12 protein-coding genes are annotated in these 13,199 nt (G+C 66.8%); 7 read left to right on the plus strand and 5 right to left on the minus strand.

Translation table 11 applies throughout. From position 1 onward, the window contains the following. The first annotated feature begins 2 nt into the window (after positions 1-2). The 3 genes from pntB (at position 3) to ACODSM_RS02420 (ending at position 4,068) form a co-directional block, all read left to right on the plus strand. Positions 3-1,424, plus strand: a complete 1,422-nt coding sequence (gene pntB, locus ACODSM_RS02410; RefSeq protein WP_343735462.1) for a Re/Si-specific NAD(P)(+) transhydrogenase subunit beta — start codon at positions 3-5, stop codon at positions 1,422-1,424. A 93-nt stretch (positions 1,425-1,517) separates the two neighbouring features. After that, positions 1,518-3,197, plus strand: a complete 1,680-nt coding sequence (locus tag ACODSM_RS02415; RefSeq protein ID WP_056068036.1) for a long-chain-fatty-acid--CoA ligase — start codon at positions 1,518-1,520, stop codon at positions 3,195-3,197. 118 nt (positions 3,198-3,315) lie between these two features. Beyond that, on the plus strand, positions 3,316-4,068 hold the full coding sequence (locus tag ACODSM_RS02420; protein WP_488804211.1) for a 5'-methylthioadenosine/adenosylhomocysteine nucleosidase: 753 nt from the start codon (positions 3,316-3,318) through the stop codon (positions 4,066-4,068). Between the two features lie 203 nt (positions 4,069-4,271). Here the strand turns inward: ACODSM_RS02420 and corA are convergent, their stop codons facing one another. The 5 genes from corA to ACODSM_RS02445 form a co-directional block, all read right to left on the minus strand. Next, positions 4,272-5,258: a magnesium/cobalt transporter CorA gene (corA, locus tag ACODSM_RS02425; protein WP_015016148.1), complete on the minus strand. Its 987-nt coding sequence runs from the start codon at positions 5,256-5,258 to the stop codon at positions 4,272-4,274. A 221-nt stretch (positions 5,259-5,479) separates the two neighbouring features. Further along, positions 5,480-6,274, minus strand: a complete 795-nt coding sequence (locus ACODSM_RS02430; protein ID WP_488804212.1) for a uracil-DNA glycosylase family protein — start codon at positions 6,272-6,274, stop codon at positions 5,480-5,482. Positions 6,275-6,327: 53 nt separating this feature from the next. Then, positions 6,328-6,828: a ribosomal protein S18-alanine N-acetyltransferase gene (rimI, locus tag ACODSM_RS02435; protein ID WP_209816928.1), complete on the minus strand. Its 501-nt coding sequence runs from the start codon at positions 6,826-6,828 to the stop codon at positions 6,328-6,330. Between the two features lie 21 nt (positions 6,829-6,849). Next, a complete protein-coding gene (tsaB, locus tag ACODSM_RS02440; protein WP_488804213.1) occupies positions 6,850-7,563 on the minus strand; it encodes a tRNA (adenosine(37)-N6)-threonylcarbamoyltransferase complex dimerization subunit type 1 TsaB in 714 nt (237 codons plus the stop codon). A 46-nt stretch (positions 7,564-7,609) separates the two neighbouring features. Then, positions 7,610-8,590 carry a DMT family transporter gene (locus ACODSM_RS02445; RefSeq protein WP_295937086.1) on the minus strand — a complete coding sequence of 327 codons (981 nt, stop codon included), beginning with the start codon at positions 8,588-8,590 and terminating at the stop codon, positions 7,610-7,612. Positions 8,591-8,680: 90 nt separating this feature from the next. Here ACODSM_RS02445 and dacB point away from each other — a divergent pair, with 90 nt between their 5' ends. The 4 genes from dacB to ACODSM_RS02465 all read left to right on the plus strand — a co-directional run bounded on the left by dacB (position 8,681) and on the right by ACODSM_RS02465 (position 13,196). Beyond that, positions 8,681-10,156 (plus strand): D-alanyl-D-alanine carboxypeptidase/D-alanyl-D-alanine endopeptidase, encoded by a 1,476-nt coding sequence (dacB, locus tag ACODSM_RS02450; RefSeq protein WP_488804214.1) that lies wholly within the window; start codon positions 8,681-8,683, stop codon positions 10,154-10,156. A 31-nt stretch (positions 10,157-10,187) separates the two neighbouring features. Then, positions 10,188-10,457: a SemiSWEET transporter gene (locus ACODSM_RS02455; protein WP_056743054.1), complete on the plus strand. Its 270-nt coding sequence runs from the start codon at positions 10,188-10,190 to the stop codon at positions 10,455-10,457. A gap of 133 nt (positions 10,458-10,590) precedes the next feature. After that, complete coding sequence (locus ACODSM_RS02460) at positions 10,591-11,889, plus strand: lipase family protein (protein ID WP_488804215.1); 1,299 nt, start codon at positions 10,591-10,593, stop codon at positions 11,887-11,889. 164 nt (positions 11,890-12,053) lie between these two features. Then, the gene (locus ACODSM_RS02465; RefSeq protein ID WP_110960887.1) at positions 12,054-13,196 is read left to right on the plus strand and encodes an SGNH/GDSL hydrolase family protein; all 1,143 of its coding nucleotides are present in this window, start codon (positions 12,054-12,056) and stop codon (positions 13,194-13,196) included. The last annotated feature ends 3 nt before the right edge of the window (positions 13,197-13,199 follow it).

Below are 13,199 nucleotides of genomic sequence, written 5' to 3' on the forward strand. Positions count from 1 at the left end.
ACATGTCCCAAAGTCTCGCTACCGTCGCCTACCTGGGCGCGGCCATTTTGTTCATCCTGAGCCTGGGTGGGCTGTCCAATCCTGAAACCTCGCGCCGGGGCAACCTGTTCGGCATGGTCGGCATGGCGCTGGCCGTGCTGGCCACGGTGTTTGGCCCGCGCGTGAGCGCTTCGGGCATCGCCTGGATCGTCGGCGCACTGGTGATTGGCGGCGGCATTGGCCTGTATGCCGCCCGGGTCGTCAAGATGACGCAGATGCCCGAACTGGTCGCGCTCATGCACAGCCTGGTGGGCCTGGCGGCCTGCCTGGTGGGGTTTGCAAGCTACGTCGATACCTCCATCCAGCTGCAGGGCGCGGAAAAGATCATCCACGAGGTGGAGATCTACGTCGGCATCCTGATCGGCGCCGTCACCTTCAGCGGCTCGCTCATCGCATTCGGCAAGCTCAACGGCAAGATCGGCGGCAAGCCCCTGCTGCTGCCGGCGCGCCATTGGCTCAACCTGGCCGCGCTGCTGGTGGTGATCTGGTTTGGCCGCGAGTTCCTGCGCGCCGAGACCGTCGAGCAAGGCATGGTGCCTCTGATGGTGATGACGGTGATTGCGCTGCTGTTCGGCATCCACATGGTCATGGCCATTGGCGGGGCCGACATGCCGGTGGTGGTGTCGATGCTCAACAGCTACTCGGGCTGGGCGGCGGCGGCCACGGGCTTCATGCTGTCCAACGACCTGCTGATTGTGACCGGTGCGCTGGTGGGCTCCTCGGGCGCCATCCTGTCCTACATCATGTGCAACGCGATGAACCGCAACTTCATCAGCGTGATTGCCGGGGGCTTTGGCTCTGGCGCCGGTGCGCCCGCCAAGAAGGGCCAGACTGGTGAAAGCGCCGAGCCGCAGGGCGAAGTGGTGCCCGTGGCCGCCGCCGAGACGGCCGAGCTGCTGCGCGATGCCAAGAGCGTGATCATCGTGCCCGGCTACGGCATGGCGGTGGCCCAGGCGCAGCACACGGTCAACGATATTGTGAAGACCTTGCGCGACAAAGGCGTGCAGGTGCGCTTTGCCATCCACCCGGTGGCGGGCCGCATGCCGGGCCACATGAACGTGCTGCTGGCCGAAGCCAAGGTGCCCTACGACATCGTGATGGAGATGGACGAGATCAACGAGGACTTCCCGGACACCGACGTGGCCATCGTCATCGGCGCCAACGACATCGTGAACCCCGCCGCGCAAGACGATCCCACCAGCCCCATCGCCGGCATGCCGGTGCTGGAGGTGTGGAAGGCCAAGACCTCCATCGTGATGAAGCGCTCGATGGCCTCGGGCTACGCGGGGGTGGACAACCCCTTGTTCTACAAGGACAACAACCGCATGCTGTTCGGTGATGCCAAGAAAATGCTGGACGAGGTACTGGCCGCGCTCAAGAGCTGACGGGCATAATTCCTCCACAATAAAAGCACGACCGTGCTGAAAAAATCGGCGTGCTTGCAGGACCCCCATAAAACCTACCAGGAGACAACCCCAATGACCGACCGCCCGTGGCTGGCCGCCTATCCACAAGGTGTTCCCGCAGACATCGACACCACGCAGTACAGCTCCCTTGTGGCGCTGATGGACGAGGCGTTCAAGAAGTACGCCAACCGCGTGGCCTACAGCTTCATGGGCAAGGACGTGACCTACGCCCAGACCGATTCGCTCTCCAGCGCGTTTGCGGCCTACCTGCAGGGCCTGGGGCTGGTCAAGGGCGACCGCGTGGCCATCATGATGCCCAACGTGCCCCAGTACCCGGTGACCGTGGCGGCCGTGCTGCGCGCGGGCTTCGTGGTCGTCAACGTGAACCCGCTGTACACGCCGCGCGAGCTGGAGCACCAGCTCAAGGACTCGGGCGCCAAGGCCATCGTCATCATCGAGAACTTTGCCACCACGCTGGAGCAGTGCATTGCGCACACGCCCGTCAAGCACGTGGTGCTGTGCGCCATGGGTGACCAGCTCGGTCTGCTCAAAGGGACCCTGGTCAACTACGTGGTGCGCAACGTCAAGAAGATGGTGCCTGCCTACAACCTGCCGGGTGCGGTGCGCTTCAATGACGCCGTGGCCCAGGGCACGCGCGGCACCCTCAAGAAGCCCGACATCAAGCCCGACGACATCGCGCTGCTGCAGTACACCGGCGGCACCACGGGTGTGAGCAAGGGCGCGGTGCTGCTGCACCGTAACGTGATTGCCAACGTGCTGCAGTCCGAGGCCTGGAACGAGCCTGTGATGAAGAAGGTGCCGGCGGGTGAGCAGCCCACCAGCATCTGTGCGCTGCCGCTGTATCACATCTTCGCGTTCACCGTGAACATGATGCTGAGCATGCGCACGGGCGGCAAGACCATCCTGATCCCCAACCCGCGCGACCTGCCTGCGGTGCTGAAGGAGCTGTCCAAGCACACCTTCCACAGCTTCCCGGCCGTCAACACGCTGTTCAACGGCCTGGCCAACCACCCGGACTTCAACACCGTCAACTGGAAGAACCTCAAGGTTTCGGTGGGTGGTGGCATGGCGGTGCAGGGTGCCGTGGCCAAGCTCTGGCTCGAAAAGACAGGCTGCCCCATCTGCGAAGGCTATGGCCTGTCGGAGACCAGCCCTTCGGCCAGCTGCAACCCCACCACCAGCACCGAATACACCGGCACCATCGGCGTTCCGCTGCCCAGCACCTCCATGAAGCTGCTGGACGACGAGGGCCGCGAGGTCACCACGCTGGGCGAGCCGGGCGAAATCGCCATCAAGGGCCCGCAGGTGATGGCCGGCTACTGGCAGCGCCCCGATGAAACCGCCAAGGTCATGACCGAGGACGGCTACTTCAAGTCGGGCGACATCGGCGTGATGGATGCGCGCGGCTTCTTCAAGATCGTGGACCGCAAGAAGGACATGGTGCTGGTCAGCGGCTTCAACGTGTACCCCAACGAGGTCGAAGAAGTGGTGGCCAACTGCCCGGGCGTGCTCGAATGCGCCGTGGTGGGGGTGCCTGATGAGAAGACCGGCGAGGCCGTGAAGCTCGTGATCGTGAAGAAGGACCCGGCGCTCACCGAAGCGCAGGTCAAGGAGTTCTGCCGCCACGAGCTCACGGGTTACAAGCAGCCCAAGGTGATCGAGTTCCGCACCGAGCTGCCCAAGACCCCCGTGGGCAAGATCCTGCGCCGCGAACTGCGCGACAAGAAGTGACGCGGCCTGCTGGCACGTCACAATCCCCAGGCGGCTTCGGCCGCCTTTTTTGCGGCCGCGCGGCCCCGGGTGGCGCGGGTGTTTTGTGGCCGCATGATATGACCCCAAGGACTTTTGCATGAGCACTGCCATCCTGAGTGCGCTGCCCGAAGAACAAAGCTCGCTGGTGCAACACCTGGCGCACCCGCAGCGGCTGATGCACGCTGGCCGCGCGTTCTGGCGCGGAGAGCTGCACGACCGCCCGGTGGTGCTGGCGCTGTCGGGCATCGGCAAGGTGGCCGCTGCCACCACGGCCACGGCCTTGATCGAACGCTTTGGCGTGGCGCGCATCGTCTTCACGGGCGTCGCGGGCGGGGTCGGCGATGGGGTGCACCGGGGGGATGTGGTGGTGGCGCAAGACTATGTGCAGCACGATATGAATGCCTCGCCGCTGTTCCCTCGGTGGGAGCTGCCGGGCTACGCGCGCACCCGGCTGGCGTGTGATCCGGTGCTGACAGCTATGCTTTTGGAAGCTGCCAGCCTATGCGTCACTAGCGCAAGCAGCCTCTGGGGCTTGAAAAACATTCATGGGGGTGCCCACCGGGCACACCAGGGCCTGGTGGCCAGCGGTGACCGTTTTGTCTCCACCGCCCAAGAGTCCGAGCGCCTGCGCTCCGCCCTGCGCGCGGCCGGGCACGACGTGCTGGCGGTGGAAATGGAGGGCGCTGCCGTCGCCCAGGTGTGCCATGACTACGGCCTGCCCTTTGCCGCCGTGCGCACCATCTCTGACCGCGCCGACGATGCCGCCCATGGTGACTTTGCCCAGTTCGTGCAGACCGTGGCCAGCCGGTACGCCGAGCACATGGTGCTGTCGTTTCTGCAGAGGCTATGAAATTGATAGCGGCTAGGGCATATTGCACCAGCGCCTGCGGCAGATTTCCCTCTAAAGAGGACTCCGCCGCATCCCATTAGCCGTTCGCCACGCTGCGCTGCAACCGGCGCTATGTATCTACCAGCGCCACTGCGGAACCGGCTTTGCCGGGCCGTTGGAGGCGTCCCCCCAGGGGGAAGGCGCGCAGCGCCACAGGGGGAAGCCTATTTCAACCAGCCGCGCTTGCGGAAGTACCACATGGGCCCGAGCGCGCTGGCCAGCATCAGCCCCAGCGCATACGGGTAGCCCAGCGACCAGTCCAGTTCGGGCATGAACTTGAAGTTCATGCCGTACACGCTGGCGATCAGTGTGGGCGGCAGCAAGGCGACGCTGGCCACCGAGAAGATCTTGATGATCTTGTTCTGGTTGATGTTGATGAAACCGACCGTGGCGTCCATCAGGAAGTTGATCTTGTCGAACAGGAACGCCGTGTGGTTGTCCAGCGACTCGATGTCGCGCAGGATCTGGCGGGCTTCCTCGAACTGCTCGGAGTTGAGCATCTTGGAGCGCATCATGAAGCTCACGGCGCGGCGCGTGTCCATCACGTTGCGGCGGATGCGGCCGTTCAAGTCTTCCTGGCGGGCGATGGCGGCCAGTACCTCGCCAGCGCGGGTGTCGGTCACGTCGCCGGCCAGCACCTGCTTGCTCACTGCCTCCAGCTCGTCGTAGATATTCTCCAGCGTGTCGGCCGAGTATTCGGCGTCGGCGTCGAACAGCTTGAGCAGCACTTCCTTGGCGTCTTCAATCAGCCCGGGCGCGCGGCGCGCGCGCATGCGCAGCAGGCGGAACACGGGCACGTCTTCGTCGTGGATGGAGAACAGCACACCCCGGCTCTTGAGGTTGGTGTTGTGCTGGTTCAGGATGAAGGCCACGCGCACCGAACGGGGGTCTTCGTCGTCATCGATCAAGAAGTCGCTGCGGATGTGCAGCTCGCCGTTGTCTTCCTCGTAGAAGCGGGCGGATTCCTCGATGTCCTCGTCCATCGCATCCTCGGGGATGGACAGGCCGTAGTGCTGCTTGATCCAGCGCTTTTCTTCCAGCGTGGGGGCTTCCAGGTCCACCCAGATCGGCTGGAACTTGGTCAGCTCTTCCAGGGACTCGATTTCTTCCTGGAACAGCCGGCCATTGGCGAGCGTAAAGATGTTGAGCATGGGCTCACTCCCTTGTTTTTTGGCGTCTGCGGTGTGGGGGTAGGGGTGCTTTCAACCCCACAGCAGTCAAATGCGCCGGGAGCTGAAAGCTACCAACTCGGGTAGGTTTCCAAGGAGCTGTCTCCGTAAAAATTAGGCAAGCGGCGGATTATGGCACCGGGCGACGGTCTCGCCGGTCCGGCGGGGGGCATGGAAGGGGCTCGGACCCTGCCAACAGGCTCTCAGCACTCGGCCTCGGCACTGCGCACCATGGCCAGCGCACGGCACAGGTCGGCCCAGGCGGCGGCCTTGTTGTCTTGCGAGCGCAGCAAAAAGGCAGGGTCGTAGGTCACCACCGCCGGGCAACCGGCCAGCGCATGCGGTCCCGCGCGCAGGCGGCCCAGGGGCTCGGTGCGGCCCAGCGCCGCGCGTGCTGCCACATGGCCCAGCACCAGCACCATGGCGGGCTGCAGCTGGGCCACGGCGTCGGCCAGGGTGGCCGGGATGTCGGCGCTGGCTTCCGTGCCGGGCGCAGACCGTTCCAGTGCCGCCAGGAACACGCGCGGGTGCCGGTGCAGTTGCATGGCCCGCAGCATGTTGTCGAGCAGGCGGCCCGCATCGCCTCCCAGGGGATCGGTGGGCGTCATGCTTTCGGCCACGATGAGCCAGCCCCGGCCCAGCCCGGAGGGCGTTTGTGCCGGGTCAGCGGCGGGGTAGAGCGCCTGTGCCGGGTGCAGGCGCAGGGCGGGCGTGGCCGTGCCTGTGGTGGCCGGTGCAGGAGCGGGCGGTGCGCTGCGGCTGGTGGTGTGGGCTGGGGGCGCTGGGGGGCGCTCGGCAGGCGCAGGAGACGGCGCGGGAGAGGGCGCGTGGGGTTGCGCACGCGGAGGCGCGACGGTAGGTGCCGCCACGGCCGCAGGGGCTGAAGGTGCTCTTGCCGCGGGCTGCGCCGTGGCCTCCTGGGCGGGGGAGGGGCCCCACACGGTGACGCCCATTTCTTGCAGCATGGCGCGCTGTCGCGCATCGAGGTGGAGGCTCATACAGAAAGAAAACAGGCCATCGCTGGTTCAGCAGGGTCGGGTGCGGCGTGGGGTCAGAGCGCCAGGCTCATGACCACAGCGTCTTCGCGTTGGCCGTGCGCGGCGGGGTAGTAGCGCTTGCGGTCTCCCACGCGGCGGAATCCGTGGGTCTGGTAGATCTGCTGGGCGCGCAGGTTACTCGCCCGCACCTCCAGCCACAGCCATTGTGCACCGCGCCCGCGTGACCACAGGGCCAGGGCGTCCAGCAGCACGCGGGCCCAGCCCTGGCGCTGGTATTCGGGGGTGACGGTGATGTTGAGCAGGTGCACTTCATCCACCCCCATCATGGCCACAAAGTAGCCCAGCAGGTGGTCGTCCGCCATCAGCAGCTGCGCCTCGTAGCCAGATGCCAGCGCGTCGGTGAAGTTGCCACGGGTCCAGGGGTGCGAATAGGCGCGCTGTTCCACCGCCAGCACGGCATCCAGCCGGGCCAAGGTCAGCGTCTCGAAGCGCGCCTCGGGGCGGGCGGGGCTGGCGCCGGGTGGCAATGCAGAAGAAGTAGGCAGTGCGCTCATGGGGGATTCATTCACCACATCTCAGGGAGTGGCAGCCGCCTGGGCGGCGCGCAGCGCGGCACGTTCGGCGGTGGTTTGCGCCACTTTATCGCGGATGTAGCGCGGCAGGGCATCGCCCGCTGCCACGGCTTGGCCCGCAGCGATCAGGGCGGGTGCCAGGCGCAGCAGGGCCGTGGCGGTGGGCAAGGCCGTGACGTGTGAGGCGGCTGGCGCCAACCGGTCGCCATAGGGCGCGCGGGCATTGCCTGCCACCGTCCAGCCTGTTGGGGGCTGCACAGACTCGGGTGCGCCCAGGCCGAAGTCCTCGTCGGCCTGCCAGCGGGCTTCTCCCGGCAACCATTCGCAGCGTGCGTGGTAGACCTCGTCCATGCGTGCGTCCAGCACCGCCACCACCTGGGTGCAGCCGTTTTGCAGGCGGGCCTCCTCGGCCACGGCCAGCAGGGTGTCCACCGGCAGCACGGGCACTCCTTGCCCGCCCTTGGCACCAAAGGCCAGGCCCTGGGCCACGGCGCAGGCGGTGCGCAGCCCGGTGAAAGAGCCGGGGCCGCGCCCGAACACCACCGCGTCCACGGTGTCGAACGTCAGGCCCGCCTGCGCCATCAGCGCGCGCACCGCTGGGATCAGCGCCGCCGAGGCCTGCGCGCCCCCGGGCCCCTGGTGCTGCCAGACTCCCTCGCCATTCTGCACAGCGATGGAGAGGGTGTCGGTACTGGTGTCAAAGGCAAGTAGATTCATGGGCAGGGTTAGGAGGTATGGGGTGGCGCGGCGGTGACAAATGCGCTCAGGACGCCGCTTTGGCAGCGGCTGCGGGGGCCTGGCTTTTGCGCAGCACCCCCACGAGGATACCGGCGGTGACCAGCAGCAGGCCGGCCACCAGGTTCCAGTGCATCGGCTCATCCAGAAAAACAACTGCGCCTACGGCCGACAGGCCGGGCACCAAGGCCGTGATCATGGTGGAGCGCACGGGGCCATAGTGCTGGATCATGCGCGTGAAGCCAATGCCCGAGACCACCACGGAGCCCCCGCCCTGGAACAGCATCTGGAACGCGATCTCGCTCCACGGCGCCTGGGCCAGATGGCTGGTGACTGCACCCAGCCAGACCAGCAGCGCATAGCTGGGCAGGTACACCATGCAGGCAAACGCGGTGATGGCGATGGTGGCCTGTACCGCATCGACCGCGTGGCGCCGCGCCAGCACGCTGTAGGTGGCCCAGGACGATGCGGCCAGCATGAACAGCAGGTCGCCCTTCCACACGTCCCCGCCCGAAAACGCCGCCAGCAGGCTGCGTCCACCCACCAGCAGGTCGCCCGCCACGATCAGCGCCAGGCCTGCAGCGCGCAGCGGCGTGATGTGGTCGCGCAGCAACCAGGCGGCCAGCAGCGCCGTCCACAGCGGCAGGCTGCCCGGCATGAGCACCGCCGCATGGGTGGCCGGTGCATGGAAGAACCCTGAATAGGCCAGCAGCGCGTACAGCAGCCCGCCAAAGCTGCCCAGCAGCGCCGTGGTGCGCAAGGGCAGGGGCGAGATGCCCGCCAGGCTGGACGCCGGCGCCGAGGCCCCCAGCGCCGCCTGGCGCCGTCGCACCATCCACCAGCCCCAGGGCAGCAACACCAGGCTGGCGCCCACGATGCGCAGCAGCGCAATATCGAACGGGGTGAGCGTGCGCTGGGCTGAGGCGCGGGCGATGATGATGAAGCCCGTCCAGATGGTGACGGTGACCACGGCCGCCAGCAGGCCGATGGTGCGGGGAGAAAAACGCATCGGGCGATTATCGGCGCCCACCGCAGGCCGTGCTGGCGCTGGGTGCAAAGCGGCGCTTGGTGCAGGTGCGCGGGCGATAGACTCCCCGCCATGTTGTCTGTTTCTGCTCTTTGGCGCCGCCGTGTGCTGCGTGGTGTGGTGGGTTGGGGTGCTGCGTGGCTGGTGGCTGCGGGTGGGGTGGGCTCGGCGGGGGCGCAGACGGCGGCACCCGCCGCGGGCACTCTGCCGCTCGAGGTGAAGGCCGCCCTGGCACGCACCAAATTGCCGCGCGAGTCCCTGTCGGTGATGGTGGTGGACGCGCAAGCTACCGGCAAGGCCAGCCCGCGCCTTGCGCACCGTGCCCAGGTGCCGGTGAACCCCGCGTCGGTGATGAAGCTGGTGACCACCTATGCAGCGCTGGAACAGCTGGGCCCCGCCTATGTCTGGAACACGCCGGTGTATGTGCAAGGTACGGTGCAGGACGGCAGCCTGCGCGGCAATGTGTACATCCAGGGCCAGGGCGATCCCAAGCTGGTCATGGAGCGGCTGTGGCTGCTGATGCGGCGACTGCAGGGCCAGGGCATCCAGGTCATCGTGGGCGACATTGTGCTGGACCGCACGGCGTTCGATGTGCCCGACCAGGACCCGGCGCGGTTTGATGGCGAGCCGCTGCGGCCCTATAACGCATCCCCCGAGGCCCTGCTGCTGAATTACAAGTCGTCGGTGATGACCTTTGTGCCCGATGCGGCCGCTGGCTTGGCGCGCATCCAGTACGACCCGCCACTGGCCGGAGTGCAGCGCCAGCCCACCGTGGCGCTGGCGGCGCCGGGCGCGGATTGTGGGGACTGGCGTACTGCCCTGCGTGCGGAGTTGTCGGACCCCTCGAAGGTGTCGTTCCAGGGCGTGTACCCCGCTGCCTGTGGCGAACGCGTGTGGCCGGTGGCGGCGGCCGATCCGCGCGGCTTTGCGGCCCGGGCGGTGGAGGGCATGTGGCGCGATCTGGGCGGCAAGCTCACGGGCAGCGTGCGCGACGGCAAGGTGCCCCCGGGCCTCAAGCCCGCGTTTGTGGTCACATCCCCCGCACTGTCCGAGGTGGTGCGCGACGTGAACAAGTACAGCAACAACGTGATGGCGCAGCAGGTCTTTCTGACCCTGGCGCTGCAAAAAAACGGCGTGGCCACGTTCGACGGCGCCCGCGAGGTGCTGCGCCAGTGGTGGCAGGCCCGCATGGGCGATGCCGACCTGCCGCAGGTGGACAACGGCGCCGGGCTCAGCCGCGATGCGCGCCTGACTGCGCAGGCCCTGGCCCGCATGCTGCAGGTGGCCTGGGTATCGCCCGTGATGCCGGAACTGGTGGCGTCGCTGCCGATCACGGGGGTGGATGGCACCCTGCGCCGCAGCCAGAGCCGGGCGGGCACTGCCCACCTCAAGACGGGCAGCCTGCGCGACGTGATGGCTGTGGCAGGCTATGTGCATGCCGCCAGCGGGCGCCGCTATGTGCTGGTGGCGGTGGTCAACCACCCCAACGCAGGGGCTGCGCGGCCCGTGCTCGACAGCCTCATCGACTGGACGGCACGTGAGCAGTGAATAATCGCTGCTGCCCTGCGTTTTCCCCACCATGCAACTTCATGAACTGATCGGCTATCTGGCCGCCTGCCTGACCACCTGCAGCTTTGTGCCGCAGGCCCTGCACACCTTTCGCACGCGGGATGTGAGCGGTATCTCGCTGGGCATGTACAGCGTTTTCACGGTGGGGGTGGCACTGTGGCTGGCCTACGGCCTGGCGCTGGCGGCCTGGCCCATCGTGGTGGCCAATGCCATCACCCTGGCCCTGGCCGGAACCATCCTGGGCATGAAGCTGGTGTACAGCGCACGCCGTCCTGACTGACCGGGCGGGGCTACCCTGGCGCGCTGTCGCCTAGGTGTCTGGCGAGGCATGGCCTCCCGCGTTATCCCCTATGGATGCTGCAGCGCAGGTGCGCGCACGATGCGTCGTTCTTCACTGACCGAGGTATCCATCCATGACCTATTTCCGCCTTACCTGTGTGGCCGCTGCGGCGGTCCTGCTTGTCGCCTGCGGTGGCTCTGACGACCCGGCGCGCGGCGCACTGATCGACCCCCCTGCCACGCTCACCACGCTCACCGTGGCGCAGATCGACGCGGCCACGGCCAGCAGCGGCCTGCAGGCGATCAGCGGCAAGGCCAAGTGCGATGTGAAGGTGGTGTCGCTGAACTATGCGACCGTGGGTGCCAAGAGCGGCGAAAACACCAACGCCTCGGGCGTGATGCTCGTGCCAGCCGGCAGCTGCACCACCGCAGCCCCGCTGGTGGCCTATGCCAAGGGCACCGATGTGCAAAAGCCCCGCACCCTGGCCAACCCGCAAGACAGCGAAACCTTCCTGCTGGCGGCCATGTACGCCGCGCAGGGCTATGCCGTGGTGGCCACCGACTACCTGGGCTTTGCCAAGTCGGGCTACAGCTACCACCCCTACCTGCATGCGGATTCAGAAGCCACATCGGTCATCGACTCGGTGCGCGCGGCACGCAATGCGGCAGGCACGGTGGGGGCCACGCTGTCGGGCAAGGTGATGTTCACCGGTTACTCGCAAGGCGGCCACTCGTCCATGGCAGCGCAGCGCGCGGCCGAGCGGGACTACGGCAACGAATTCAACGTGGTCGCGGGCGCGCACTTGGCCGGCCCCTACAACCTGTCGGGTTCGCTGCGCATTCCGGACGCGATCGCGGGCGTGCAGTTCTTTGTGCCCTACCTCGTCACCGCCTGGCAGAAGGTCTATGGCAACGTCTACACCGACGTGAAGGACGTGTTCAAGGCGCCGTACTCGGGCTACATCGAGAACCTGCTGCCCAACCCCACGCTCAACTACACCACCCTGGTGACCACGAGCACGCTGCCCTCGGGCACACCCAACCAGGCGCGTGACGCGCTGTTCCAGTCGGCGTTCATCACCGGCTCGCAGACCAGCACCACCCACCCGCTGTACCTGGCCGCCAAAAAGAACGACTTGCTGGGCTGGACCCCCAAGGCGCGCGTGATGCTGTGCGGCGGCGCGGGCGACCCCACGGTGCCCCCGGCGGTCCACATGGCCGTCATGAAAGCCGACTTTGACAGCCGGGGCGTGACAAACGTCAGCACAGTCGACGTGGACGCCGCCATCCAGGCCACCTACGGCCCCGGCGGCAAGGCTCCCACCGACCCCACCTCGGCAGCTTTTGCCACCTACTACGGCAGCTACCACGGCACCTACGAGCCACCTTTCTGCCACGCGCAGGCCAAGGCGGTGTTCGATACCGTCAAGTGACGGCCGTGATGCCTGCGTGAGGCCCCCAAAGGGTTCGCGGGCTTTTAGAACCCCACCCCTAAGCCCCACCGGTGTTTACCCGGTGGGGCTTTTTTGCGTTGGCGAATATGATTTGCTAGGAATAGCACGGTCGTTCTATTTTTACGATAACAGGAGTGATACCGATGGTTTTTCAGCGCAAGGCTTTGTGGGTTTCTCTGGCGGCAGCGTCGCTGCTGGTGGCATGCGGGGGCGGCGGTGCCGACACCTCGCCGGTGGCGCCCATCAAGACCGTCAAGGTCATGGGTGACAGCATCGCCGACAGCGGCACGTTCGGCTTCAAGTTCACGGTGCAAGGCAGCGCCCCCACAGGCCCGGCGTCCACGCCCATCTGGCCCGAACTGGTGGCCAGCAACTACGGCAGCACGCTCTGCCCCCGCTATGTGTCCACCGGCAGCGCTTTCAACAACGCGGCGGGCTGCACCAACTACGCCATTGGTGGCGGTCGCATCAACAATTTCACGGCGCCTGCATCGCCTGTTTCCATCGTCAAGCAACTGACCGACGCAGGGGCTGACGGCTTCAGCGCGGGGGACCTGTTGCTGATCGACGGCGGCGGCAACGACGCTGCAGACCTCATCGGTGCCTACCTGTCGGCCTCCAAGGATGGCGGCAAGGCCTTCGGCGCGCTGCTCTCCACCCTGCTGCCTGCGGCCACGGTGAACGCCGGCCTTGCGGGCGGTGCCACGGGCCAGGCCCAGGTGGGAGGTGCCTACATGGTGGCGCTGGCCGACAAGTTCCACGACGCGATCGAGGCCAATGCCTTGAGCAAGGGCGCGCAGCGTGTGGCGGTGCTGAACATGCCCGCCATCGACAAGACGCCGCGCCTGCAGCAGGTGCTCGGCGGCATCACGGCGTCCGCGGGCGCTGCCGCAAGCGCGCAGGTGCAGGGCCTGCTCAAGGCCTGGCTCGAAGCCTTCAACGCCCAGCTGGCCAAACGTTTTGCGGGCAACAGCAAGGTGGTGGTGGTGGACTTCTACACCTCGTTCAACGACCAGGTGGCCAACCCTGCGCAGTTCGGGCTGACCAACGCCAAGAACACCGCATGCCCCATCACCGGCCTGGGTGCTGACGGCCTGCCCAGCTATACCTTCCCCACCTGCACGGCCGCTGCCTTGTCGGCGCAGACACCGCCTGCAGGCGCCACGGGGGGCGCGGACTGGTGGAAGACCTACGCGTTCTCCGACAGCTTCCACCCCACGCCATATGGCCACCAACTGGTCAGCCAGCTGGTATCGCGTTCGCTGGCCCGCGCAGGCTGGCTGTAATCG

This window comes from Acidovorax sp. FG42, assembly GCF_057809195.1.

Excerpts from the sequence above, each read along its gene's own strand:
- ACODSM_RS02415 (WP_056068036.1), top strand. The coding sequence starts at position 1,518 with ATGACCGACCGCCCGTGGCTGGCCGCCTATCCACAAGGTGTTCCCGCA.
- pntB (WP_343735462.1), top strand. The coding sequence starts at position 3 with ATGTCCCAAAGTCTCGCTACCGTCGCCTACCTGGGCGCGGCCATTTTG.
- ACODSM_RS02460 (WP_488804215.1), top strand. The coding sequence starts at position 10,591 with ATGACCTATTTCCGCCTTACCTGTGTGGCCGCTGCGGCGGTCCTGCTT.
- corA (WP_015016148.1), bottom strand. The coding sequence starts at position 5,258 with ATGCTCAACATCTTTACGCTCGCCAATGGCCGGCTGTTCCAGGAAGAA.
- ACODSM_RS02445 (WP_295937086.1), bottom strand. The coding sequence starts at position 8,590 with ATGCGTTTTTCTCCCCGCACCATCGGCCTGCTGGCGGCCGTGGTCACC.
- rimI (WP_209816928.1), bottom strand. The coding sequence starts at position 6,828 with ATGAGCGCACTGCCTACTTCTTCTGCATTGCCACCCGGCGCCAGCCCC.
- ACODSM_RS02420 (WP_488804211.1), top strand. The coding sequence starts at position 3,316 with ATGAGCACTGCCATCCTGAGTGCGCTGCCCGAAGAACAAAGCTCGCTG.
- ACODSM_RS02430 (WP_488804212.1), bottom strand. The coding sequence starts at position 6,274 with ATGAGCCTCCACCTCGATGCGCGACAGCGCGCCATGCTGCAAGAAATG.
- tsaB (WP_488804213.1), bottom strand. The coding sequence starts at position 7,563 with ATGAATCTACTTGCCTTTGACACCAGTACCGACACCCTCTCCATCGCT.
- ACODSM_RS02465 (WP_110960887.1), top strand. The coding sequence starts at position 12,054 with ATGGTTTTTCAGCGCAAGGCTTTGTGGGTTTCTCTGGCGGCAGCGTCG.
- dacB (WP_488804214.1), top strand. The coding sequence starts at position 8,681 with ATGTTGTCTGTTTCTGCTCTTTGGCGCCGCCGTGTGCTGCGTGGTGTG.
- ACODSM_RS02455 (WP_056743054.1), top strand. The coding sequence starts at position 10,188 with ATGCAACTTCATGAACTGATCGGCTATCTGGCCGCCTGCCTGACCACC.